Origin of the sequence: Paenibacillus sp. S28, from assembly GCF_016624415.1 — a bacterium.
Taxonomy (GTDB): Bacteria; Bacillota; Bacilli; order Paenibacillales; family Paenibacillaceae; genus Paenibacillus_AQ; species Paenibacillus_AQ favisporus.
Genome location: NZ_JACVTM010000005.1, coordinates 98,429 through 118,362, shown reverse-complemented (window position 1 = coordinate 118,362; position 19,934 = coordinate 98,429). Strand labels below are relative to the sequence as shown.

Genomic DNA, 19,934 nt, shown 5'->3' with positions numbered 1-19,934 from the left:
AGGGGGAAAAGGTAAGTTTGACGCCGGTTGATCAACGGTTCCCCGCTGTTCACTGCAGCAAAAAGACAGCCGATCCTCATAGCGGCTGCCTTCCTTGAACTGCTTTATCTGCTGCTTCCCATCGTTATATTTGCCGGGTTTCGTTCCCGCCATTACATCTTCGTAATCATCCACGTTACACCGAATCGGTCAATGACCTCACCATAATAAGCGCCCCATGGCTGAAGGGCAAAAGGATATTTGCTTTCTCCGCCCTCACTCAGCTTGGTATAGGCCGCTCTGGCTTCCTCCTCATCGGTATACGTTAAAGAAAGGCTGACGCTGCGGTTATACGAAACCGGTTCAAACGCGTCGGACAGCATCAGCGGATTCGCTCCCGCCACCGTTACTGCCAAGTGCATCACTTTATCCTTCATCGCCTCAGGCGCTCCGGGCGCGTCTCCGTATGTACTGACAAACTGGATTTCCCCGCCTAGGGCCTCGATATAGTAATTCGCCTGGCTTCTTGCATCCACCGACATCAGATAAGCGTTCATTTGTGCTCCCATATTGTTCAACAACCTTTCACCTGTTTTTTGTCTTTACATCAATACGACGAATGCTTGTCGGCGAATTCGACACGGAAGCAAAAAAACGTTCAAAAAGTTTTTTAATACAAAAAAGAGCTGCTTCCACGGTCATCTTCGCCCCGTTCGAGCAGCCCTTTGCTATCGTTATCGATCTGTATTTGTTTTTAAGGTTGAATGGATGCACCGGTCGCATACCATTTTCCGGATTTAAGCTTAAGCGTCAGACGGACCGGCTCCCTGAACCCGAAAGGCTCACCGGAGTACTGCTGGGTCACATAAGCCAGAGATACTCCGAAGAAATGCAGCGGAAATACGAAGCCGATGTCGTGAACGGCGGGGTCATACGCATAGTCCTTGTTCGTCATGCCTCGCTGGACCGGATGGATGTCATGATAGACAGCCTCATCCATGTATTCGGTATAGCCCGGATCCCCGCTCATGGCTGCCACCAATATCCGTTTCGTATCAAGGGCGACCCAAGCCCCAAACCCGATGTACGCAGCCACAAAAGCGATGATCAGCGATAACGCTAGCCTTTTCCCCTTCATGCCGGTCCCCCCAGGTTCCGCAGTTCTGAAGTACTCCCTGCTAGTGAACGAGCCGCGTAATCTGCTTCTTTTTCCATGAGAAGCGGTAGTAGCTGTACACCAGAATGAAGCTGGCGATGAACGCTGCCGGATACCCGATCCAAATGCCTTCGATGCCAAGGCTTGTATGGTACGAGAGCACATAGGCCACAGGGACCTCTACGCACCAGATCGACACGATGTTGAACACCGTCGGCCACAGCACTGTGCCGCTGGACCGCATCGTCGCCCCGTAAATCTGCGTATGGCCGAAGATAAGGTAGCTCCACAGCGTGATCATGAGCAGCCTGTGGGCGATGTCCAGCGTATCGCCGCTCGTAATGAACCAGGACAAAATATGCTCCGAGAACAGGTACACCGGGATAATGATGATGGCCCCAATGATATAGTTGAGCATAATACCCACGCGGATGACCTGTTTCAGCCGGTCCAGCTGACCGGCCCCGATCGACTGCGCTCCCAGCACCGATACGGTCATGCCCAAGCTAATCGCCGGCATCTGGACGTAACTCGCCACCTGGTTCCCCGCGCCGTAGGCGGCGGTTGCGTCCGAGCCGAACCGGTTGACAAATATGATGACCGCAATCTCGGACAGCGACACCAGAATCATGCTGATGCTGGAGGGAATGCCGAGACGAAGCAGCAGCTTCAGCATTTCCCGGTCCATCCCCAGGTGCCTGCGCACCGAAGCGTCGAACTGCAGCGGGTGCTTCTTCCAGCGGAGATACCAGAGCATCGCGATAAAGGTCACGATCGTGGAGACGAGATTCGCATAAGCTGCACCGTACAGGCCGAGCTTGGGCAGCCCGATCCAGCCGAAGATCAGCACGGGCAGCAGAATCAGGTTCAGCGCCGTACTGACGATCAGAAAATAAAACGGCGTTTTCGAATCGCCTGTTCCGCGCATAAATGTCGTATAGACCGCATACAGGAACAAAAACGGCAGGCTCCAGAACATGATGCGGGCATAATGTACGGAAATGTCGATGATGTTGGACGGGGTTCCGATCAGAAGCAAAATGTCCTCGGTAAAGATGCCCCCCAGCACCGCCAGGACGATGCCGAGGATGACTGTGAAGGTCAGCGTCGTGCCGACGACCGCCTTAAGCTTCTCCTCGTTGCGGGCACCGTAAGCCTGACCGATCAGAATGGCACTGCCGGAGCCGATCCCGATCACAAAGGATATGACCAGAAAAAATAACGGGAAAAACGCGGATATCGCCGCCAGTGCCTCAACCCCGATCCAGCGCCCTACGACGATGCTGCCGACCAGCTGGCCGACGGACTGCAGGGCGTTGCTCAGAATAAGGGGGATGAGGAAGGCGATCATGGCCCGCAGTACCGTATCCTTCTTGTCGGGAGCACCCGGCCCCGGCCTCTCGGATGGTACGGCACTGGAGGCGCCTTTTAAACCTTGCTCGGTAGAACTCATGTAAAACCATCTCCTTTAATGATCATCCATTGGAAAAGCTTCCGCTTGCTCATCAATATCCCATGTCCTTGAGCAGGCGGGACAAAATGCGGAACCGCTCGCCCAGCAGCTCGCCGTCTTCGTTCAGCGCTTGGGCAAACAGTTTGATATCCTCGTCGATCATCGGATTGTCCGTGCATACCGCCACTTCCATGGCATCGCCCTGTACCCCTACACGGTCGATGGTCGTCTCTTCCGGATCATACAGCTTGGGATAGCGGTACGCCTCGCTGAAGTAAGCGCTGCTGCGCAGGATCAGAATCGCCAGATCCAGCACCCGGTGCATCGGAAGCTCTTCGGATTGGCGCGACCATTTCTCGCCGGTATAACGCCAGACCTTGGCGGAAATGTCCACCTTCCCGCGCTCGTTCCACTGGGCAAGGCCCAGGGACAACCCCTTGGCATCCGTGCTGTACGCCTTTCTGCCGTCGATGTTTTCGTAATTCTCGGATACGATGACCGGTTTATGTTTTAACGTTGTTGGGATCCTCATGGTTAGATCATCTCCACATTTTCTAATTTATCTTTCCAGATGTCGCGCAGGAGATCCAGGTCCTCCGTATAGTCGGTTTTGGACTCATCCTTGTCGTAGACGAGCGTGTCCACAACCTTCACTTCAAACCGGCTCTCCCCGTATTCGTTCCATTCCCGCTGCAGCTCCTTGCATTTGTGCAGCCCGGATCTTAACATAAACTGATGCCGGTTCAGCATACTTTTCATATCCTGCGTGGAACCCAGATAGATGCGTCCGGAAGGGACACACTTGAGCATATATACGCCCATTTGGGGTTTCATTTCTTTGTATTGGGCGATCAGCTCCGCCCTGCGGCTTTTATCCATCCGATTCATCTCACCTTCCCGATTAATATTTAGTAATTTACTAAATCAGTAATTTACTAAATAACTAGATCATTTATATTACAGATATTGTATCCTGTCAAGGAATTTGGAAAACCTTTGGGATGGAATATCGGCATCCGCCCTTTTGTGATGGGGAAATTGCCTTAAAAGAAAAAAAGCACCCGGCCGTTAGCCAGGTGCCTCAGGGAATCGGCGCAACCTCGCGCCTTCCTATTTATTTTCCAGCTTCGCCTGCTCCACCCGCTGCTGCGCCGCCGTATAGGTGTCGATCAGCTTTTGGACGCCGAGGCCGTTGATTTCCTCCACATATTTATCCCACTCGCTTAATTTCCGCGTGCCCAGGACGAACTTGGAGAAGTTCTCTTCGCGGTATTTCTTCACAGCCTGCCCGGTCACCGACAGCACCTCGTTCTCCGTGTCGGTAAAGGCCGGCTTCGGCTGCATCGCCGGCGGATCGTATTTGGCCGCTTCCTCATAGGCCTTCTTCAAATCGCCCGAGAACAGCGACAGATGCGCATTGAAATCGATCCACGTATACGTGCCGCTCGTCTGCAGGCCGGTCTGCTTCCGCATTTCCGTCACGTCGGTATACTCCGACTTAAATTTCTTTTCCCCGTTTTCCACCGTATAAGTCTCGCCTTCCTTGCCCCAGCTGCTTAAGTTTCGCCCATCTTCACTGTAGAAAAAGTCCATGTACTTCATAATTTCGTCTTTATGCTTGGAGCTCGAGGCAACGGTCAGACCGCCCTCAAGATAGTGGAAATACGGGTTCAGCTGTTTCATGCCCGGCAGTCCTGCCGGCGGCGCCATGAACTGCAGGCTGTACTCCGGATTGTCCTTGCGCATCGCGTTGTTGAAGAAGTCGACGCGGCTGATGTAATCGATTGTCACAAAGGATTGGCCCGTGGACATGACGTCCTGCCACTGCTTCGTCTGGATCGACAGGAAATCCGGCGGAATCAACCCTTCCTCGTAGAAGGTATGCCACATCTCCACCATTTTCTTATAGTTGTCCTCGGTCGGTCCGAACTTCCACTTGTTGTCGTCAAAATCGTAATACACGTCCGTGCCCGTATCGAAGTTGGTCGTCAGGTTGGCGTACATCTCATCCGGTATTTGCCCGAAGCGCATCGACAGCGGATAGCTGTCCGGGTACAGCTGCTTCAGCTTTTTCAGTACCTGGTGCAGCTCCTCATAAGTCTTAGGCGGCTGCAGTCCGTTTTTCTTGAACACATCCTCGCGGTACAGCCAGATCATCCGGTTCGTCTCACCAAAGCCCTGGTTCGGGAACATATACATTTTACCGTCCGCGGACAGCGCGGCCTTGGCTTCCTCCGGATACTGCTCCATCCACTTTTTCAGGTTCGGCATTTGGTCGACATGGTCCAAAATATTTTCCAGCGCGCCCTGGTCCCCGTATTTGTTGGAGTCCCTGCGGCTCGACATATACATGAGGTCCGGGAGATTGGCCGAGGCCATGACGAGGTTCAACGTGTCGCTCAGCTTGCCCGAAGGCGTCTGTACGTTCAGCGTGACCCCGGTTTTCTCCTGAATCCACTTCCAGATCGGCCAATCCTTGCTGTACGGGAAGGTCGCATTGTTGTCGAGGAGAGCCGTTAAGGTGACCGTCTCCTTCTGTCCTCCGGTTCCGGCATTTGGTGCCGAATTCGTCTCTTCCTTCTTCCCGCTGGTGCATCCGGCTGCGGCAATGACGATCAGCAGTGCGGCCAGCAGCGCTGAAGCGATCTTTCTTTTCTTCATTCGTTTCGCCCCTTTGATCAAAATTGGAACATCACAGTTATCCCTTCACCGCGCCGATCATCGATCCTTTCACAAAATATTTCTGGACGAACGGATATATGATCAGGATCGGAATGGTGGATACCATGATCGTCGCAAACTTCAGCGAATCCTCGACCACCATGTTGTCTCCGCCGATCTGCGTCACCTGCCCGGAGCTGACGCTTCCGGCAAGCACCAGATTGCGAAGGATGACCTGAAGCGGGAACAGGTCGGGATTGCGTAAATACAGCAGCGGATTCATGAAGTTGTTCCAGATGCCTACCGCATAGAACAATGAGATCGTAGCGAACACCGGCTTGGATAACGGCACGATGATGCGGAAGAAGATGCCGATGTCGTTCAGCCCGTCGATCCGTCCCGATTCCTCCAGCTCCTTCGGAATGCCGCTGAAGAACGTCCGCATCAGAATGAGATTCCACGTGCTGACCGCTCCCGGGAGCACCATGCCCCAGATCGTATCAACCAGCCCGAGCGAGCGGACCACCAGAAACGTCGGGATCATGCCCCCGCTGAAAAACATCGTAAACACGATCAATAGCGTAAAGCCCTTGTGAAACGTCATGTCGCTCCGGGACAGCGCATAAGCGCCCATGGACGTAATGATCATCGCAATCGCTGTGCCGAGCACGGTGTAGATGATCGTGTTCCGGTAGGCCGACCAAATTTTCGGGTCTCCCAGCACCAGATCGTACATCCGGAGATTAAAGCCTTTTGGCCACAGCGTGACTTCTCCCTTCATGACGTACACGTCCCCGCTGAGCGAAACCGCAAGCATGTAAACGAACGGATACAGTGTCACGGCGGCGACACCGAGCAGAATCAGCGTATTGACGATGGTAAACAGGCTGATCCTGCGGCGGCCGCGAACTTCCCCTGTACTTACCATAGGCTGGTTCCCCCCAGTCTGCGGCTGATAAAGTTGGCCGAAAAAATAAAGATGAAGCTGATGACCCCCATGAACAGATCAATGGAAGAGGCGTAGCTGAAGTTCCCCTGCTCCATCCCGACCCGGTACACATAGGTGCTGATGATGTCCGCCGTATCGTAAATGGCCGGGTTATACATCAGAAATACTTTCTCGAAGCCGATCTCGAGCACCTTCCCGATATCGAGGATCAGGATGATCATGATGGTCGGGGCAATGCCGGGCAGCGTCACATGCCACAGCTTCCGCCACCGGTTCGCCCCGTCGATGCTGGCTGCTTCATACAGCTGCGGATCGACCGCGGTCAGCGCCGCCAGGAAGATGATCGTCTCCCATCCGATGTGCTGCCAGATTTCCGACAGGACATAGACCGGCCGGAACCATCCCGGCTCCATCATGAAGTTGACCGGCTTGCCGCCAAGCGCAGTAATCAGTTCATTGATGATTCCGCCGTTCGGGGACAGGAACATGATCACCATGCTGGCCACGATGACGTTGGAAATGAAATGCGGCAGGTAGCTGACGGTCTGCACCCATTTTTTGAACACGGCATTCCGGACTTCGTTCAGCAGCAGGGCCAGAATGATGGGCGCCGGGAAGCCGAAGACCAGCTTGTAAACGCCGAGCAGCACCGTGTTTTTCATCAGCACCCAGAAATCCGGGTTCTCGAAAAACATCCGGTAATACTTGAAGCCCACCCACTCGCTCGCCCAAATGCCCTTGAACACATTGTAGTTTTTGAATGTAATCACGAGGCCGAACATCGGTGCATACTTAAAAATCGCGTAATACAGCAGGCACGGGAGAAACAGCAGCCATAAGTATTTGCTTCGTCTCCAGGCCCGCTTCAGCCTGCTCTGCATGGTCATGCCGCTGCGGCGCTTTACGTTCAGGCCCGGCAGGCCTGCTTCAACGATTCCCGACACTTCCGATTGTGCTTGTTTCACCCACATGCGCACCTCCCTCTTTGGTCATGGGCCGTGAAACCCTGTACCCGAATCATACTTGAACGCTTCTCCATAAATAAATCTGCACGTTTGTGAGGATATCCCCTTTTTCCGGGGTCAGCCGGAAGATTGTAGAGATACCCGAAAAGGTGAATATTGTTTGAACGCGAAAATAAATCTTATGATATAGGTAACAGAGCGCACATTGCCGGAGGTGTTCAAAAGATGTCACTCATGCTGACGAAAAAACTGGGGTATACGACGCTTTTCACGAAATTGCTGCTTGGATTTCTGGCCGTCATCTTGCTTCTTGCCGCCTTCAACCTGGTTTCCTTCTTCTATTTAAAACGCCAGATCCACCAGGAGATCGTCAAGTACAACGAGCTGAGCATTAATCACGCGGTGGAGGGCTATGAGGATCATTTTCGGCTGACCCGGGAAATGGTGCTCGGTCTGAACCAGAACGGCCTCTGGGCGACCCACATCAATTTGCTCCGGCATGCCAGAGTCAACAAGGCTTATGGCTACGTCAACGACGTCATTGCCGAGATGAAGCAGCTGTACACGAATCCCTTCCTTTATATTGACAACCTCATCATTGACTTCCGCAGCGATGCCTACGTCATCGAGAAGGACGGGACAAGCAGCGCAAAAGCGATGTTTGGCACGTATTACATTAGCCCTTCCTACCCGCCGGAGTTTTGGGACCGCCAATTTGACGAATCGTACGCATACCGCGTGTTTCCGGCTGCCGCCTTTACCGAGAACACGGCGGGCCATACGGTGTCCAAAGGCATACTGATGCCCATGATCATTAAAATGATGCCTTACCGCGACATGTACTTCATCGTCATGATCGATGCCCAAAAGCTGACGCAGGACCTGCACGTTTCGATCAGCGACCAGTTTTATATTTTGAATGCTGACGGGGAGCCGCTCTACCAGACGTCGGCCGACATCAATTCGGGTCTGGTCACTTCGTTTGACCCGAGCCGCTCCTATATGCAAACGAAGGATTACTATTATTTTTATAAAAAGGGGGCCGGTACGGGTTTCACCTATGTCAGCCGGGTTCCGGTCCAGAGCATTTCCGGCCAGCTCCTCAATCTGAACCTGATCCTGCTGTCACTGCTCGCCATCGTCGGCGTCCTGATCGTGCTGACCTTCCTGTTCAGCCGGCGCATGCACCAGCCGATTCGGCTCATCGTCGACGAACTGAAGGGCTACGAGACCGACGCCGGAAGCGGCACGGATAACGAACCCGTTCGCGAAATCGAGCTGATCACGCGAAAAATGCACCACATGCGCATCTCCCACCAAAGCATTTCGCGCGATCTGGCACGCAAAAACTCCATGCTCCGGCATTACGCCTACACCAACAAGCTGAAGAACATCCATATGAACCTGAAGGAGATCCAGGAGCTGACCGATACGAGCCTGCCTTATGTGGTGGTGGTCTACCAGGTGCTGTTCAAGGATGCCTTCGAGCATTATCAGCAGAAATCGGGTAAAGGCTCTTATTACCTCCGCGTGTACGTCGACAATGTATGGCGTCAGGCTTTTCCCGACGCTGTCACGATCCAGACTGAGCCCCACCAGATCCTCACGCTGCTGTTCCTGCCCGATCCGGAAGCGGATCTTGCCCCGTACATGCAGCGGCTGCTGCAGGTGTTCTCCGTGGACCGCGACAGCTATCTCGTCACGATGGCCCATGGAGCCGTTCAGCCGGCGGGGGCGGACTTTACGGCTGCGTATGAGCAGGTCCAGGAGCGGCTGAAGCTGCGCCGCCTGGTGGATGAAACGCAGTGGATTCGGCCGGACGCCCCTGACGGCGGAGCGCGAGGCGAGCGCTACCTCAAAGCAATGTGGGAGCAGGAGTTCCAGACCCGTCTGATGAGCGGCAGCGAGGAAGGCATGCAGGAGTGGGTCCGGCGCAGCCTGGACCAGCTCGAGAAGAAGCAGGCGGTGGCCAGCGACTACCGGCAGTTCGCCAAGGATGTGGCGGGCGAGCTGGATAAAGCGCTGCGCCAGCTTCCCGCGGCTGCATCGGCCGATGCCGGCGGCCGACCGCCGCTCGAGGAGACCCGGCGCTTCTACTGCCGGGCGCAGTACGAGCGCTGGTTCGCGGACCTGCTGCACCCCGTGCTGCAGGGAATCCGGCGCAAGACGGAGGAGCATGATCCGATCACATCGTTCGTGACGGAGTATATGTGCACGCATCTGGACGAGGACATCAACCTCGACATGATGGCCGACAAGCTGAACATTACGTCCGGCTACCTGTCGACGTATTTTAAGGAGAAGACCGGCGTCAATTTCAGCGACTATCTGAACGACCTGCGCATTCGGACCGCCAAGGAGCTGCTGCAGAACCTGGATCTGCGCATCCAGGACGTAGCGGCCCGGGTCGGCTACCGTAACGTGAACTCGTTCATCCGCATGTTCAAGCGGCATGCGGGGATTACGCCCGGGGAGTATCGGCGCAAATATGCGTCGTAGGGGGAGTGATGGCGGGCAGGCTGGGCGTGAGCAGCGTGGTGCAGGCAGGCGTCCGGTAAATGACAGCTCATAATAAAGCTGGTACTTCGGCGTTCGAGTGGACGCTCCGTGTACGGATCGTTCTTCGTTGGTACTTCGACGTTCGCGTGGACGCTCCGTGTACGGATCGTTCTTCCGATCGCTGTTGTCTTTGGATTTCTTGACCGGAAACATACCAAGGGTGAAATCCAAAGACAAAGGCGACCGCTTCGCTTCTCCAGATCGATTCCGCCCACTCCGCTGGGTCGAGGTTGGAGTTACGGTGCATGAAGATTAATGGCATGAACGGCAGCCGAACCTCAGCAGGGCCTGCCGCCATCACATGTGGGTAAAGTAAAAACCCCCCACCCGGTCTGCGTATCCGGGTGGGGGTTATGTTTTGGTCAGCCCGCGCCAAGCTTTGGGCTGGATAAGGCAAAGGCGGCCGCTTCGCTTCTCCAGATCGATTCCGCCCACTCCGCTGGGTAGAGGTTGGAGTTACGGTGCATAAAGATTAATGGCATGAACGGCCGCCCAACCTCAGCAGGGCCTGCCGCCATCACATGTGGGTAAAGTAAAAAACCCCCACCCGGTCTGCGTATCCGGGTGGGGGTTATGTTTGGGTCAGCCCGCACAAGCCTTGCGGCTGTATATTGGCTGCGATGCGCCGGTGGTGCGTGGATTAGGGGTATGGTGCGAGGTGAGTACATCGTCGGGTGGAGATGGCCATGGCTCATGGTTCGGACGTCATCGGGTGGAGATGGCCGCGGTGTGTGGTGTGGGCATCATCGTGTGGAGTAGTGCATCGCGTATCGTGCGGGCGTTATCGTGTACGTGGTGCTGGTGTTATCGTGTGGCGATGGAGAGCTTGCACCGTGCAGATGTTACCGGGTAAAGCCGGTATCGTGCGGATCGCGGTCAGCGCTCACATTGCGGGCATCGTACTTCAGCTGCCCGCGCTTGTAGGTGCGAAGGATGCGGATGCCCGCCGCATCCTTCGTGAAGAGCGCCACGTCTGCGGGCGCGCCGGGCGCAAGGCCCTGGGCCGCGGGCAGGCCCAGCAGGCCAGCGGGCCGCACCGAGGCCATCGCCCATGCCTCGCCGAGGCTGGCGATGCCCCGCCCCGCGAGGTGCGCGATGCCGGCGGTCATGGGCAGCGCCGAGCCCGCAAGCAACGCGGGCTGCCCGGCCAGGTGCAGCCGCCCTGCCGGCGTCAGCGTGACGCGGCCGCCGATATGCGTGTCGTACGTGCCGGGCGGCATCCCGCCGAAGCTGACGGCATCGCTGACCAGGATCAGCCGCTCGCCCTTCACCTTGGCGGCGACGCGGAGAAAAGCGTCCGGCAGGTGAAAGCCGTCCGCAATCACGCTCGCCCACAAGGGCTCCTCCGCCAGCTGATCCCATATGTAATTCGGGTGGCGGGGCAGCACCGGGTGGGCGCCGTTGCCCAGATGCGTGGACATGCGCGCCCCGGCTTGAACGGCCGCCTGGATCTGGGCCGAGTTGGCCGCTGTGTGGCCGATCGAGACCAGCACGCCGCTGCCCGTGCACCGCTCGATAAAATCCACGGCCTCCGGCCACTCCGGCGATACCGTGACGATTCGAATCCGCCCTCCGGCAGCCTCCTGCCACGACTGGAACAGTTCCCAGTCCGGCGCCCTGACATACTGGGTGTCATGGGCGCCTCTCGGCCCGTCCTCCGGGGAGATAAACGGCCCCTCCAGGTGAATTCCCGCCATATTGTGATTGGGGTCCGTTTCGCACACTTCGGCAATCGTGCTGAGTCCGCTGCGCAGCGCTTCATCGCTGTTCGTGATCAGCGTGGGCAAATACGAGGTAACACCCTCCGCCCACAGCCTCTCATTTAACTGCCGGACGGTGTCCGCCTGCAGCGGATGGGTGTTGAGATCCAGCCCCGCGTACCCATTAATCTGCAGATCCACAAGTCCCGGTCCGATGAGGAGCAGCTCCTGCCCGCCCGCCTGTGCCCCGGTAACCTGCCGGATCTCCACCTCCTCCGGTGTCCCGAGTACCTCGTACCCGGCAATCACCCCGCCTGCCAGGGTGAGCCGGATATGCTCCCCGGTCAGGGCATGAATGCCCTCCAGCCGGGTCAGGGCGTCACGGCCACCTGCTGCCGTGGGTTCCATCTCGCAGCGGTCAGATTCCATACGAATCCCGGTCCAGGTATAACGTACAGTTCGGGTGCTCCCGCAAAATGGAGGCCGGGCAGGCGGTCGTAATCGGTCCCTCCAGCGTCTGCGTCACCGCGCTGCGCTTCGTGGGGCCCGGCACGATGCAGAACAGGCGGCCGCCGGAGAGCAGCGTAGGGATCGTCAGCGTCATCGCGGTTTCGGGCACCTCCCGGAACCGGTCAAAGCAGCCGTCCCGAACCTGCTGTTCCCGGCACATGTCGTCGAGCTCGACGATTTTTACTGTCTTCGGGTCGTTGAAATCGGCTACCGGCGGATCGTTAAAAGCTAAATGGCCGTTCTCCCCGATGCCGAGGCAGACGATATCGATCGGGGCCTCCTGCAGCAGTGCCGCATACCGTTCACACTCCGCGGCGGGATCGGCGGAGCCGTCGATCAGGTGGACGGTTCCCGGGCGGACCCGGGAGAACAGCCGGGTATCCAGAAAAGTGCTGAATCGCTGGGGAGCATCTTCGTCCAGTCCGATATATTCGTCCATGTGAAACGCGGTCACCCGGCCCCACTCGATATCTTTATCCGCTGCGAGGTAGTCCAGCAGCTCGTTCTGCGACGGAGCCGCGGCAAACACGATCCGCAGGCTGCCCCGGTCCGCCAGGATCGCCTTCATTGCTTGGGAGACATCGGCTGCCGCCGCTCTTCCCATCTCGTCTCTCGACGCGTACTGCCGGACCTGAAGACGGTCCTTCCACCACTTTTTCTCCGCCAAACGGGGACTGGGCATGATCATTCCTCCTCCATTAATATACGAACCGCTCTTGTTTATTGCTTGCTTATTGAAATGGAGCTCCGCTCCAGCAGCTCAAACAAGGAATTCAGGCAGTCGATCGTAGCCTCTTCCCCTCCCTCGGAAAAAGCATATCCGGCCGGGCGCTTGAGCTGTTCTTCCGTCAGGCTTGACTGAAGCCTGTAGTGGGTTTCGACCACCAAATAGCCGTCATACCCCTCTTGAACCAGGCGGCGCAGCAGGCCGGCGTAATCCACCTGACCTTTTCCGATCGCCACCGCTTCGGTATGATCTCCCTGCTTCACCGCATCCTTCAGGTGGATGTGGCAGATCCGCCCCCGCAAAGCATCGTAGCCGTCAGGGTAAGGAACCTCCTGGTCCGGGTCCCACAGGTCGTTACCCGGGTCATACAATCCTTGAACATAAGGCGAATCCACCGCCCGGATCAGAGCTGCGGCTTTGGCCGCATTGGAGGCGTAGACCGCCGGATCCGCTTCCAGCGCGTAAATGACGCCATACTTCTCCAGGATTGGCACCACGTCCTTTAATTCCCGGACAATGTCGTCGAATGCCTCCTCCAGCGGGCCTTCGGCCCAGAAGCTGAAGCCGCGGACATACCGGGTGCCGAGCCGCTGCGCCAATTCCGCATAATGGGTCAAAATTCCCCGGTGTTCGGCTACTTCTTCCGCACTCCGGAGGTTGCATTTAAACACCGGGGCGGATAAGCCGCTGACCTTCAGGCCAGCCGCCCGGATCGCCGCAGCGATCTCTTCTATGCGCGAATCGCTCAGCCGATACAGCTGCTCACCGTCCACGGAGCGCAGCTCCAGCGCGGCCAGCCCGTATCTGTGGGCAATGCGGATCGCATCGGCGATATCCTGGGAGATTTCGTCGGTAATGACGCCCAGTTGAAAAGCCGCATTCATGTCGCCCTTCCCCTCCTTTCATCACCATCATTCATCGTCTATGCAAAATCAGATCATTGCACATCTTCTCGCATGTTTCAGGTAACCCGTTATTGACTCTCAGGGTGCGCTTCGTCCAACCGTCATAGTCTGGATGCGGCAGCAGCATCTAAGACACCGAGCCTGGAGCGAACCTGGATGGCTTTTACCGCGGCGCAAGAAGCAAGCGGCAACATCAGGAGCTTGCAACCGGGCTGATGCCCGTATCCAGCTTCACGGTTCTGCCGGTCTCCCGGCTTTCGTTGGCCGCCTCCAGAAACGCAATGACTTCCAGCGTCTCCGTCATGTCGATCGGAGCGGCGCCCGTTTGGAACATGCGGATCACTTCCTCCAACATGCTGGCATAATACGGCTTGCCGTCCGCATACACGTCGACATGTTCGGTCCCCTGCTCACGGTGAATCAACGCTCCGAAACGGCGGTTGCCCTTCCGGTTGCCGCGCAGCGTTCCGACCCGGCCGTCCTCCCATATACCTACGGCCAGATCATGGTCGGCATTCGTGGTGACCGTGACCTCTTTACACCCTTTGCCCATGCTGCGGTACAGCATATCGGCGGCATGAATGCCGTACCAGTAAAAGCCCGGCTGCGTAGACTGCAGCTCCATGGGGCCGTAGGTATCCACCCCGATGATGTTCCCCTGATCGGCAGAGTCCAGCGCGCGGCCCAGGCCTTCCGACCAGCGGACAGAGGAGCAGCTCATGAGCGGAATTCCGTGCTCCTGTGCCAGCCGGTAAATCGCCTTGGCGTCACGGGTCGTGACGGCAAACGGCTTGTCGATAAAAACCGGCTTTCCATAAGGAACGATCTGCCGGAACTGCTCCAGGTGCACGCGCCCGTCCACGGAGAGCAGCAGGATGGCATCGGCGTTTTCGGCTGCCTCCTGGATGCTCTGGACGATGGGGACGCCGCTGTTGTCCCTGACTTCAGCCGTGAATTTGTCCACCCGCCCGATACTCAGTTCAAAATCCGGTGATCCGCCCGGATAGGCGGCCGTCACTTTCCCGCCGCGCACATGGTGCGGGTGATCCGGGTTGTTCAGCAGCTCGGCAAAGAGCGGCGCATGCGACGTGTCCAGCCCAATGATTCCGATCTTCAGTTCTTCTGTACTCATTTCCGATAATCGCCTCTTCCTACAGTTTGATTTCCTTGCCCGTGCGCGAGGACTCGTAAATGGCCAGGATCAGGTCCACCGATTTCCTCGCTTCCTCTCCCGAAATGAGCGGCTCACGATCCTCCCACACCGCCTGAATCAGGTCGTCGATCAGAATGTAGTGCCCGTCGGAAGAAATGGCATTCGGGTCGTCCGCGCCTTCGGCGGAGCCTTCTGACACGAGCGGGGCTGTATCACCGTCAACCGTTTTCCATACTTTAAAACCGCTGTCTCCGTAAATGATCGTCCCGTGCTCGCCGTGAATTTCAAAACGCGGCTCCTGGCCGGGATTGACCGACGTCGTTCCCTGGATGACCCCAAACGCCCCATTCTTATATTTCAAAACCGCAACCGCCGTATCCTCCACCTCGATGTCATGAATTAATGGAGCCGTGTAGGCAAAGACGCTGTCTACATCCCCCATCATCCAGCGGATGATGTCGATGCCGTGCACCCCCTGATTCATGAGGGCGCCACCTCCGTCAATGGCCCATGTTCCGCGCCATCCGGCGCTTTTGTAATATTCCGGGCTGCGGTAGTACTTCAAGTAGGCGTCTCCAAGCACTAACTTGCCCAGCTTGCCTTCGTTAATGGCCTTTTTGGTCAGCAGTGCATGCGGCGTGGTCCGTTTCTGGAATACGGTGGCCAGCTTGACGCCATGGCTCCGGCAGGCTTCGATCATCTCGTCCATGTCCGCCTTGGTAATGCCGAGGGGCTTTTCGCACAGCACATGCTTGCCCGCCTCCGCTGCCGCGACGGTTGCATCCCTATGGCCTCCGCTGGGCACGCAGATGCAGACGGCGTCCACGTCACACTCCTGAAGCATTTGCCGGGTATCCGTATATACGTGGGCCGCTCCGAATTCCTCTGCTATTCTTGCCGCTTTTTCCGGAACGGCGTCTACGACCGCCGCCAGCTCCGCTTCCGGATGGCTCACGATGGCTCTCGCGTGCAGAGGGGCGATCACGCCGGCCCCAATAATGGCAAAACGCATTTTTTTGCTCATACCAATCTCCTCCCGGTGGGAACCACCTGTAAGTTTACAACCCCATTCTAGTGGGACCCGTCTCCACGGCCAATCGCCCATTCTGTGGCTTTGCGCACAACTTTGGCGTCATCCGCAGGATCGAAGATGAATCCGTAAAGATGTATATGACAGCGCTCTCCGGGACTTGACCATAAGCCAACAAAAAAAGCGCCCCCTGCCCTTCGGCAGGAAACGCTCTTCTTACAAAAAATAATTCGTGATCGACTGGTCGCTGGCCAGCAGGCCCTCGCTGTCCAGCTTCTTTTTCAAATACTTTTTATCCGAGGAAATAAACACGCTCATGATCAAATCGACCACGAACAGGAACGTAATATGATTGGACATAAAGGCGCTGTTATTGACGGATATTTTATCCGGGACAATAATATCAACGGCCGCGTTCTCCGTAATCGGCGAAGCGTCGTAGCAGGTAATCGCGATCACCTTCGCCTGATTGACCCGCGCGATGGATACCGCATCGATAATTTCCCTCGTTGAACCCGAACGGGAGAAAGCGATGACCACATCGTCCGGACCGCACTGGGAGGCGGCGATCTTCATTTCCCTGCTGTCGTTGATGGCTTCCGCCATCATGCCGATAATTGCCAGCCGGTTGCGGAGCGCCATTGCCGCCAAAAATGAATCGAACAATCCGATGACCACGATCCGGCGGGCATTCTTCAGCAGATCCACGACCTGGTTCAGCTGCTCCTCCGTCACGAGCGCAGATGTGTTCACGATCAGCTCATTATAATCCAAAGCGAGCGCATCAATGGGATTGATCTCGCGTCTTTCCTTCTTCTTCGCCTGCATATCCCGGTAGAACGCGTCCTGGGCAAAGGCAATCTTAAAGTCGTTGAAGCCTTTGTAGCCGACCTTTTTACAGAAGCGGTTAATGCTCGTCTCGGACACGCCGATCTCATTCGCAATCGCCGTGATGGTATTGCGGGTAATAAACTCCGGATTATGAATGACAAAGTTGGCGATTTGATTTTCGCCGTAGGTTAACTTTTGGGTTTGCGATACGATTTTTGCGATGACGGCCGGAACCTGTGAAGACATGTGACCTCCTCCTGACCTACCTGTGGGAAAATAGCTAATCCGGTAACCCCCGCTAGCACACCCCATTATATCATACAAGGGAAGGTATTTAGAAAACGATGTCACAACGCCGCCGCATGGCCGCTCTTCCAAGCCTCGACTTCCCGGTAAAAGTCCTCTTCGCTTAAAGAACCGGTTTGGATCAGGAAGGCGTAATCCAGTACATTCGGCAGGAAAGGCAGGCCCATCATTTCCTTACAAAAGGCGTGGGCAGCGATTTCGCTGCACTGAACGACGCTCGAGCGCTTCACCAGCCGCCTGCCCAGCCGGAACACTTCGACCGGCTCGAGCATGTCGTTGGTAAACTGCGCGGCCCGGTATTCCACATAGTGAAAAAATTCATGCGCCAGGTGGATATCGACCAGCCGCTCCAGTTCATCGTCCTGAGGGGTTGAAGAGCGCTGCGCCTGTTCTCCCGGGCTCATGACCGCCCGGTATGCATCAGCCATACCGCGGAGGGATGCGGCGTAAACGACTACCTCCGGCGGCGTTTGGTTGAAATCAATCTGCGCCCGCAGAGAGAGCTGATGAAACGTACCGGAGCGGTCGGTGATTTCGTAGCGGAGGCCTTCCCTGCGGTACAGCTCGCGGATGGACATGCCCCGGCAGGCCTGTGCCGCTTCCCTGCCCCTTTGAAGCGACCTGTCCACATAATAGGCCAAGCGGTCCTGGGGAATTTTGCGGTACAGCGGGTCTTTGGTGAGCTCCGCATGGGCGAGCACCTCATCGGTCAGTCCAAGATGTTGAACATTCAAACCGAATTCCTGGAACTCCGGCATGCCTGTCACCCCCCTCTTCGTGTTCTAACCTTGATCTATCTCTTCATCTCTTTAGCTGTTCTATTGGTACGCAATGACGATCATTTCGTCCTCGGACTTCAGCATCTCCGTTTCAAGCGTGAGAATCGACAGCAGCTGCTCCTTCGTCTGCATGCCGGTCAGATCCAGCATTTTCTCCTTATAAAAGGCAAACACCTTCGGGATCGTCGCGTTGGCGTCGGAGTAAATCGTATTGTCGTCCAGAAATTCGTTAAGCCGGTCATCAGCCGCAGCTTTCGTGACTTTCGTAAATTGGACGCCGCTCTTCTTGAAGCGGACAACCCCTTCGCGGTCCAGCACGGCGACGTAGTTGACCTTCTTCTTCATCAGACCGAACAGGGATTTCTTCGTCTGCTCCGCTTCGAACAGGCTCCAGCGTCCGCTCTGCGCCGCCAGCCGGGTGTTCTCCGGCGATTGGTCGACCGAGCTGGCCGCGACCACCGTCATTTCTTCCAGCGGCATCGCCTGCTGGCCGAGGTCTTTGGAGCGCAGCTCGGTCGAACCGGTTGCGATGGCCCGCAGAATGTTCTTCTGGCTGTCGATTTCTATCGTGACCTCCACCGTCTCCTCGCTGGCTCCCGATTGGACGATCCGCTCCACGATGTCGGCCCGGATCCGCTTGATATCCTCTTCCGTCGGATTGACGACGGTCCGCTCCAGCTGCTCCTTGACCATGGCCAGCGCCACACCGATCGTGGAGACATAAGGCGCGTTGCTGGCGATCTGGCTCTTGAAGCCTTCCCGTTCGGCCATCGCCGGCACCAGCACCGCCCCGCTGCCACCGCCGCCAACGAGCGTAACAAAGGCCCGGTCCAGCTCATAATCCTGAATCATTTCATTTACGGTTTTCATCGTTTTATCGATCGCAATGTCCATCACCTTGCGCGCGGCTTCCTCCACGCTCAGACCAACATGTGCGGCAAGGGCTTCCCATGCTTTTACTGCCGCTTCCTTGTTACCATATGCATAGTCGCCCTCCGGCACGTAGCCGAGGATGTTGGCTGCACCCGCCAGCGTATACGAGAACTCCCGTCCATTTCCGCACTCGCAGATGGCGTATTCGGCCGGATCGCCTGCCCGGGGGCTGACGAATTTCACCTTCGGACTGACGATTTCGTCCGCCGGTGCAAACGCCTCGTACTCCTTGCCGGCGATGTGCGCGCTCCGCGGGCCGACGTCGGTAATTTTGCCGCCGGACACCTTAATCATGCTGCCGCCGGCAATGCCGAGCGTGCGGACGTCCAGCGACTGCAGGTACGTGCGGTGGCCGCCGACCTGGGCGTTCTGGATCATGACCTTGCCGTTTTTAATGACGGAAATGTCCACGCTCGTTCCGCCGACCTCGAAGAAAATGCCGTCCGAAATTTTCTCATACATCAAAGCGCCCGCCACCCCGGCCGCGAGGCCCGACAGCATGGTCAGGATCGGGCGCTTCCGCACCTCGTCGATGCTCATCACGCCGCCGTCGCAGCGCATGATCATCAGCTGGGACTGGATATTGGCGTTTTTGACGGACTTCTCGGTCATGTTGGCCGTTTCCATCATTTTTGGAATGAGGGATGCGTTCACGACTGCCGTCCGCGTCCGCGTCTTCAGCCCGTACAGCTGGGAAATTTCGTGGCCGCCGGTGGCATAGATGCCCTTGCGGTTCGCCAGTTCGATGACCCGCAGCTCATTGGTCGGATCGTCGACGCTGTACGCCTCGGAGGCGACGATGACTTCGGCCCCCTGCTGCACCAGGGCGTCGATGGCGGTCTCGATGTCTGCGTCAGTGAGATTTTTGGAGTCGAGGAACGTATGATATGTTTTCAAAAACTTGCCTGGCGCCAGCTCAATATCCCCCGGATTGGACTCGGACCTTGCGCTCATACCGTCGAGTCCCGTGCCCATACCGATGATGCCGACTCTGGCCACGTCCCCTTCAAGCAGGGCGTTGGTCGCCTGGGTTGTCCCATGGGCGATAAACGTGACATCCTCCGGGAGAATGCCCTGACTCTCCAGAATCCGGTTCAAAATCTGCACGATCCCCTTTGCCACACCGTCCTCATCATGGTGCGTCGTCGGGATTTTCATTTTGCCGATGACTTCAAACGTTTCGTTGTCGATGACGGCCGCGTCCGTAAACGTTCCGCCGACGTCGATGCCTACCCTAACTTTTTTTCTCTCCATGTTACCCTCCTGAAGTCAGGACAGGGGAAGGTCCGCATCAAGCCGCGCAGTCCGTTCCCCGTCCGGAATCATCCGTAAAAGCTG

The 19,934-nt window shown here is 56.8% G+C and carries 17 protein-coding genes; 1 reads left to right on the top strand and 16 read right to left on the bottom strand.

Features of this window, described 5'->3' with window-relative positions; genetic code table 11:
* Positions 1-152 precede the first annotated feature (152 nt).
* From IAE55_RS14160 to IAE55_RS14125, 8 genes are all read right to left on the bottom strand, one after another.
* On the bottom strand, positions 153-548 hold the full coding sequence (locus IAE55_RS14160; RefSeq protein WP_105445846.1) for a VOC family protein: 396 nt from the start codon (positions 546-548) through the stop codon (positions 153-155).
* Positions 549-733: 185 nt separating this feature from the next.
* On the bottom strand, positions 734-1,117 hold the full coding sequence (locus tag IAE55_RS14155) for a hypothetical protein (protein WP_105445814.1): 384 nt from the start codon (positions 1,115-1,117) through the stop codon (positions 734-736).
* Positions 1,118-1,157: 40 nt separating this feature from the next.
* Positions 1,158-2,486 carry an MATE family efflux transporter gene (locus IAE55_RS14150; RefSeq protein WP_234489573.1) on the bottom strand — a complete coding sequence of 443 codons (1,329 nt, stop codon included), beginning with the start codon at positions 2,484-2,486 and terminating at the stop codon, positions 1,158-1,160.
* Between the two features lie 154 nt (positions 2,487-2,640).
* Positions 2,641-3,120 (bottom strand): DUF6530 family protein, encoded by a 480-nt coding sequence (locus tag IAE55_RS14145; protein WP_105445818.1) that lies wholly within the window; start codon positions 3,118-3,120, stop codon positions 2,641-2,643.
* A gap of 2 nt (positions 3,121-3,122) precedes the next feature.
* A complete protein-coding gene (locus IAE55_RS14140) occupies positions 3,123-3,467 on the bottom strand; it encodes a GIY-YIG nuclease family protein (RefSeq protein WP_200633076.1) in 345 nt (114 codons plus the stop codon).
* A gap of 231 nt (positions 3,468-3,698) precedes the next feature.
* Complete coding sequence (locus tag IAE55_RS14135; protein WP_200633074.1) at positions 3,699-5,249, bottom strand: extracellular solute-binding protein; 1,551 nt, start codon at positions 5,247-5,249, stop codon at positions 3,699-3,701.
* A gap of 37 nt (positions 5,250-5,286) precedes the next feature.
* Positions 5,287-6,177, bottom strand: coding sequence for a carbohydrate ABC transporter permease (locus IAE55_RS14130; RefSeq protein ID WP_200633066.1), 891 nt, complete (start codon positions 6,175-6,177; stop codon positions 5,287-5,289).
* Positions 6,171-7,085, bottom strand: coding sequence for an ABC transporter permease (locus IAE55_RS14125; RefSeq protein ID WP_089550423.1), 915 nt, complete (start codon positions 7,083-7,085; stop codon positions 6,171-6,173). Before IAE55_RS14125 ends, IAE55_RS14130 begins: the two co-directional genes overlap by 7 nt.
* Positions 7,086-7,388: 303 nt before the next feature.
* Here IAE55_RS14125 and IAE55_RS14120 point away from each other — a divergent pair, with 303 nt between their 5' ends.
* A complete protein-coding gene (locus tag IAE55_RS14120) occupies positions 7,389-9,662 on the top strand; it encodes a helix-turn-helix transcriptional regulator (RefSeq protein ID WP_200633064.1) in 2,274 nt (757 codons plus the stop codon).
* Between the two features lie 902 nt (positions 9,663-10,564).
* Here the strand turns inward: IAE55_RS14120 and nagA are convergent.
* From nagA to IAE55_RS14080, 8 genes are all read right to left on the bottom strand, one after another.
* The gene (gene nagA, locus IAE55_RS14115) at positions 10,565-11,851 is read right to left on the bottom strand and encodes an N-acetylglucosamine-6-phosphate deacetylase (RefSeq protein WP_234489549.1); all 1,287 of its coding nucleotides are present in this window, start codon (positions 11,849-11,851) and stop codon (positions 10,565-10,567) included.
* Complete coding sequence (locus IAE55_RS14110; protein WP_105445245.1) at positions 11,841-12,614, bottom strand: glucosamine-6-phosphate deaminase; 774 nt, start codon at positions 12,612-12,614, stop codon at positions 11,841-11,843. Before IAE55_RS14110 ends, nagA begins: the two co-directional genes overlap by 11 nt.
* A 38-nt stretch (positions 12,615-12,652) precedes the next feature.
* Positions 12,653-13,543, bottom strand: a complete 891-nt coding sequence (locus IAE55_RS14105) for a sugar phosphate isomerase/epimerase family protein (RefSeq protein WP_200633062.1) — start codon at positions 13,541-13,543, stop codon at positions 12,653-12,655.
* A gap of 214 nt (positions 13,544-13,757) precedes the next feature.
* A complete protein-coding gene (locus tag IAE55_RS14100; RefSeq protein ID WP_200633060.1) occupies positions 13,758-14,696 on the bottom strand; it encodes a Gfo/Idh/MocA family protein in 939 nt (312 codons plus the stop codon).
* 19 nt (positions 14,697-14,715) lie between these two features.
* Entirely contained in the window at positions 14,716-15,741 is a 1,026-nt protein-coding gene (locus IAE55_RS14095; protein WP_200633058.1) for a Gfo/Idh/MocA family protein, read from the bottom strand.
* Positions 15,742-15,963: 222 nt separating this feature from the next.
* A complete protein-coding gene (locus IAE55_RS14090; RefSeq protein ID WP_076172985.1) occupies positions 15,964-16,824 on the bottom strand; it encodes a MurR/RpiR family transcriptional regulator in 861 nt (286 codons plus the stop codon).
* A 101-nt stretch (positions 16,825-16,925) separates the two neighbouring features.
* Entirely contained in the window at positions 16,926-17,642 is a 717-nt protein-coding gene (locus IAE55_RS14085; protein WP_200633056.1) for a hypothetical protein, read from the bottom strand.
* A 60-nt stretch (positions 17,643-17,702) separates the two neighbouring features.
* Positions 17,703-19,850 carry a hydantoinase/oxoprolinase family protein gene (locus IAE55_RS14080; RefSeq protein WP_200633054.1) on the bottom strand — a complete coding sequence of 716 codons (2,148 nt, stop codon included), beginning with the start codon at positions 19,848-19,850 and terminating at the stop codon, positions 17,703-17,705.
* Positions 19,851-19,934 lie beyond the last annotated feature (84 nt).

Bases quoted from the DNA above. Each gene is read 5' to 3' on its own strand.
- IAE55_RS14150 (WP_234489573.1), bottom strand. From the start codon at position 2,486: ATGATCGCCTTCCTCATCCCCCTTATTCTGAGCAACGCCCTGCAGTCC.
- IAE55_RS14130 (WP_200633066.1), bottom strand. From the start codon at position 6,177: ATGGTAAGTACAGGGGAAGTTCGCGGCCGCCGCAGGATCAGCCTGTTT.
- IAE55_RS14085 (WP_200633056.1), bottom strand. From the start codon at position 17,642: ATGCCGGAGTTCCAGGAATTCGGTTTGAATGTTCAACATCTTGGACTG.
- IAE55_RS14125 (WP_089550423.1), bottom strand. From the start codon at position 7,085: ATGACCATGCAGAGCAGGCTGAAGCGGGCCTGGAGACGAAGCAAATAC.
- IAE55_RS14155 (WP_105445814.1), bottom strand. From the start codon at position 1,117: ATGAAGGGGAAAAGGCTAGCGTTATCGCTGATCATCGCTTTTGTGGCT.
- IAE55_RS14140 (WP_200633076.1), bottom strand. From the start codon at position 3,467: ATGGATAAAAGCCGCAGGGCGGAGCTGATCGCCCAATACAAAGAAATG.
- IAE55_RS14135 (WP_200633074.1), bottom strand. From the start codon at position 5,249: ATGAAGAAAAGAAAGATCGCTTCAGCGCTGCTGGCCGCACTGCTGATC.
- IAE55_RS14095 (WP_200633058.1), bottom strand. From the start codon at position 15,741: ATGAGCAAAAAAATGCGTTTTGCCATTATTGGGGCCGGCGTGATCGCC.
- IAE55_RS14120 (WP_200633064.1), top strand. From the start codon at position 7,389: ATGTCACTCATGCTGACGAAAAAACTGGGGTATACGACGCTTTTCACG.
- IAE55_RS14105 (WP_200633062.1), bottom strand. From the start codon at position 13,543: ATGAATGCGGCTTTTCAACTGGGCGTCATTACCGACGAAATCTCCCAG.
- IAE55_RS14080 (WP_200633054.1), bottom strand. From the start codon at position 19,850: ATGGAGAGAAAAAAAGTTAGGGTAGGCATCGACGTCGGCGGAACGTTT.
- IAE55_RS14100 (WP_200633060.1), bottom strand. From the start codon at position 14,696: ATGAGTACAGAAGAACTGAAGATCGGAATCATTGGGCTGGACACGTCG.
- nagA (WP_234489549.1), bottom strand. From the start codon at position 11,851: ATGGAATCTGACCGCTGCGAGATGGAACCCACGGCAGCAGGTGGCCGT.
- IAE55_RS14110 (WP_105445245.1), bottom strand. From the start codon at position 12,614: ATGCCCAGTCCCCGTTTGGCGGAGAAAAAGTGGTGGAAGGACCGTCTT.
- IAE55_RS14090 (WP_076172985.1), bottom strand. From the start codon at position 16,824: ATGTCTTCACAGGTTCCGGCCGTCATCGCAAAAATCGTATCGCAAACC.
- IAE55_RS14160 (WP_105445846.1), bottom strand. From the start codon at position 548: ATGGGAGCACAAATGAACGCTTATCTGATGTCGGTGGATGCAAGAAGC.
- IAE55_RS14145 (WP_105445818.1), bottom strand. From the start codon at position 3,120: ATGAGGATCCCAACAACGTTAAAACATAAACCGGTCATCGTATCCGAG.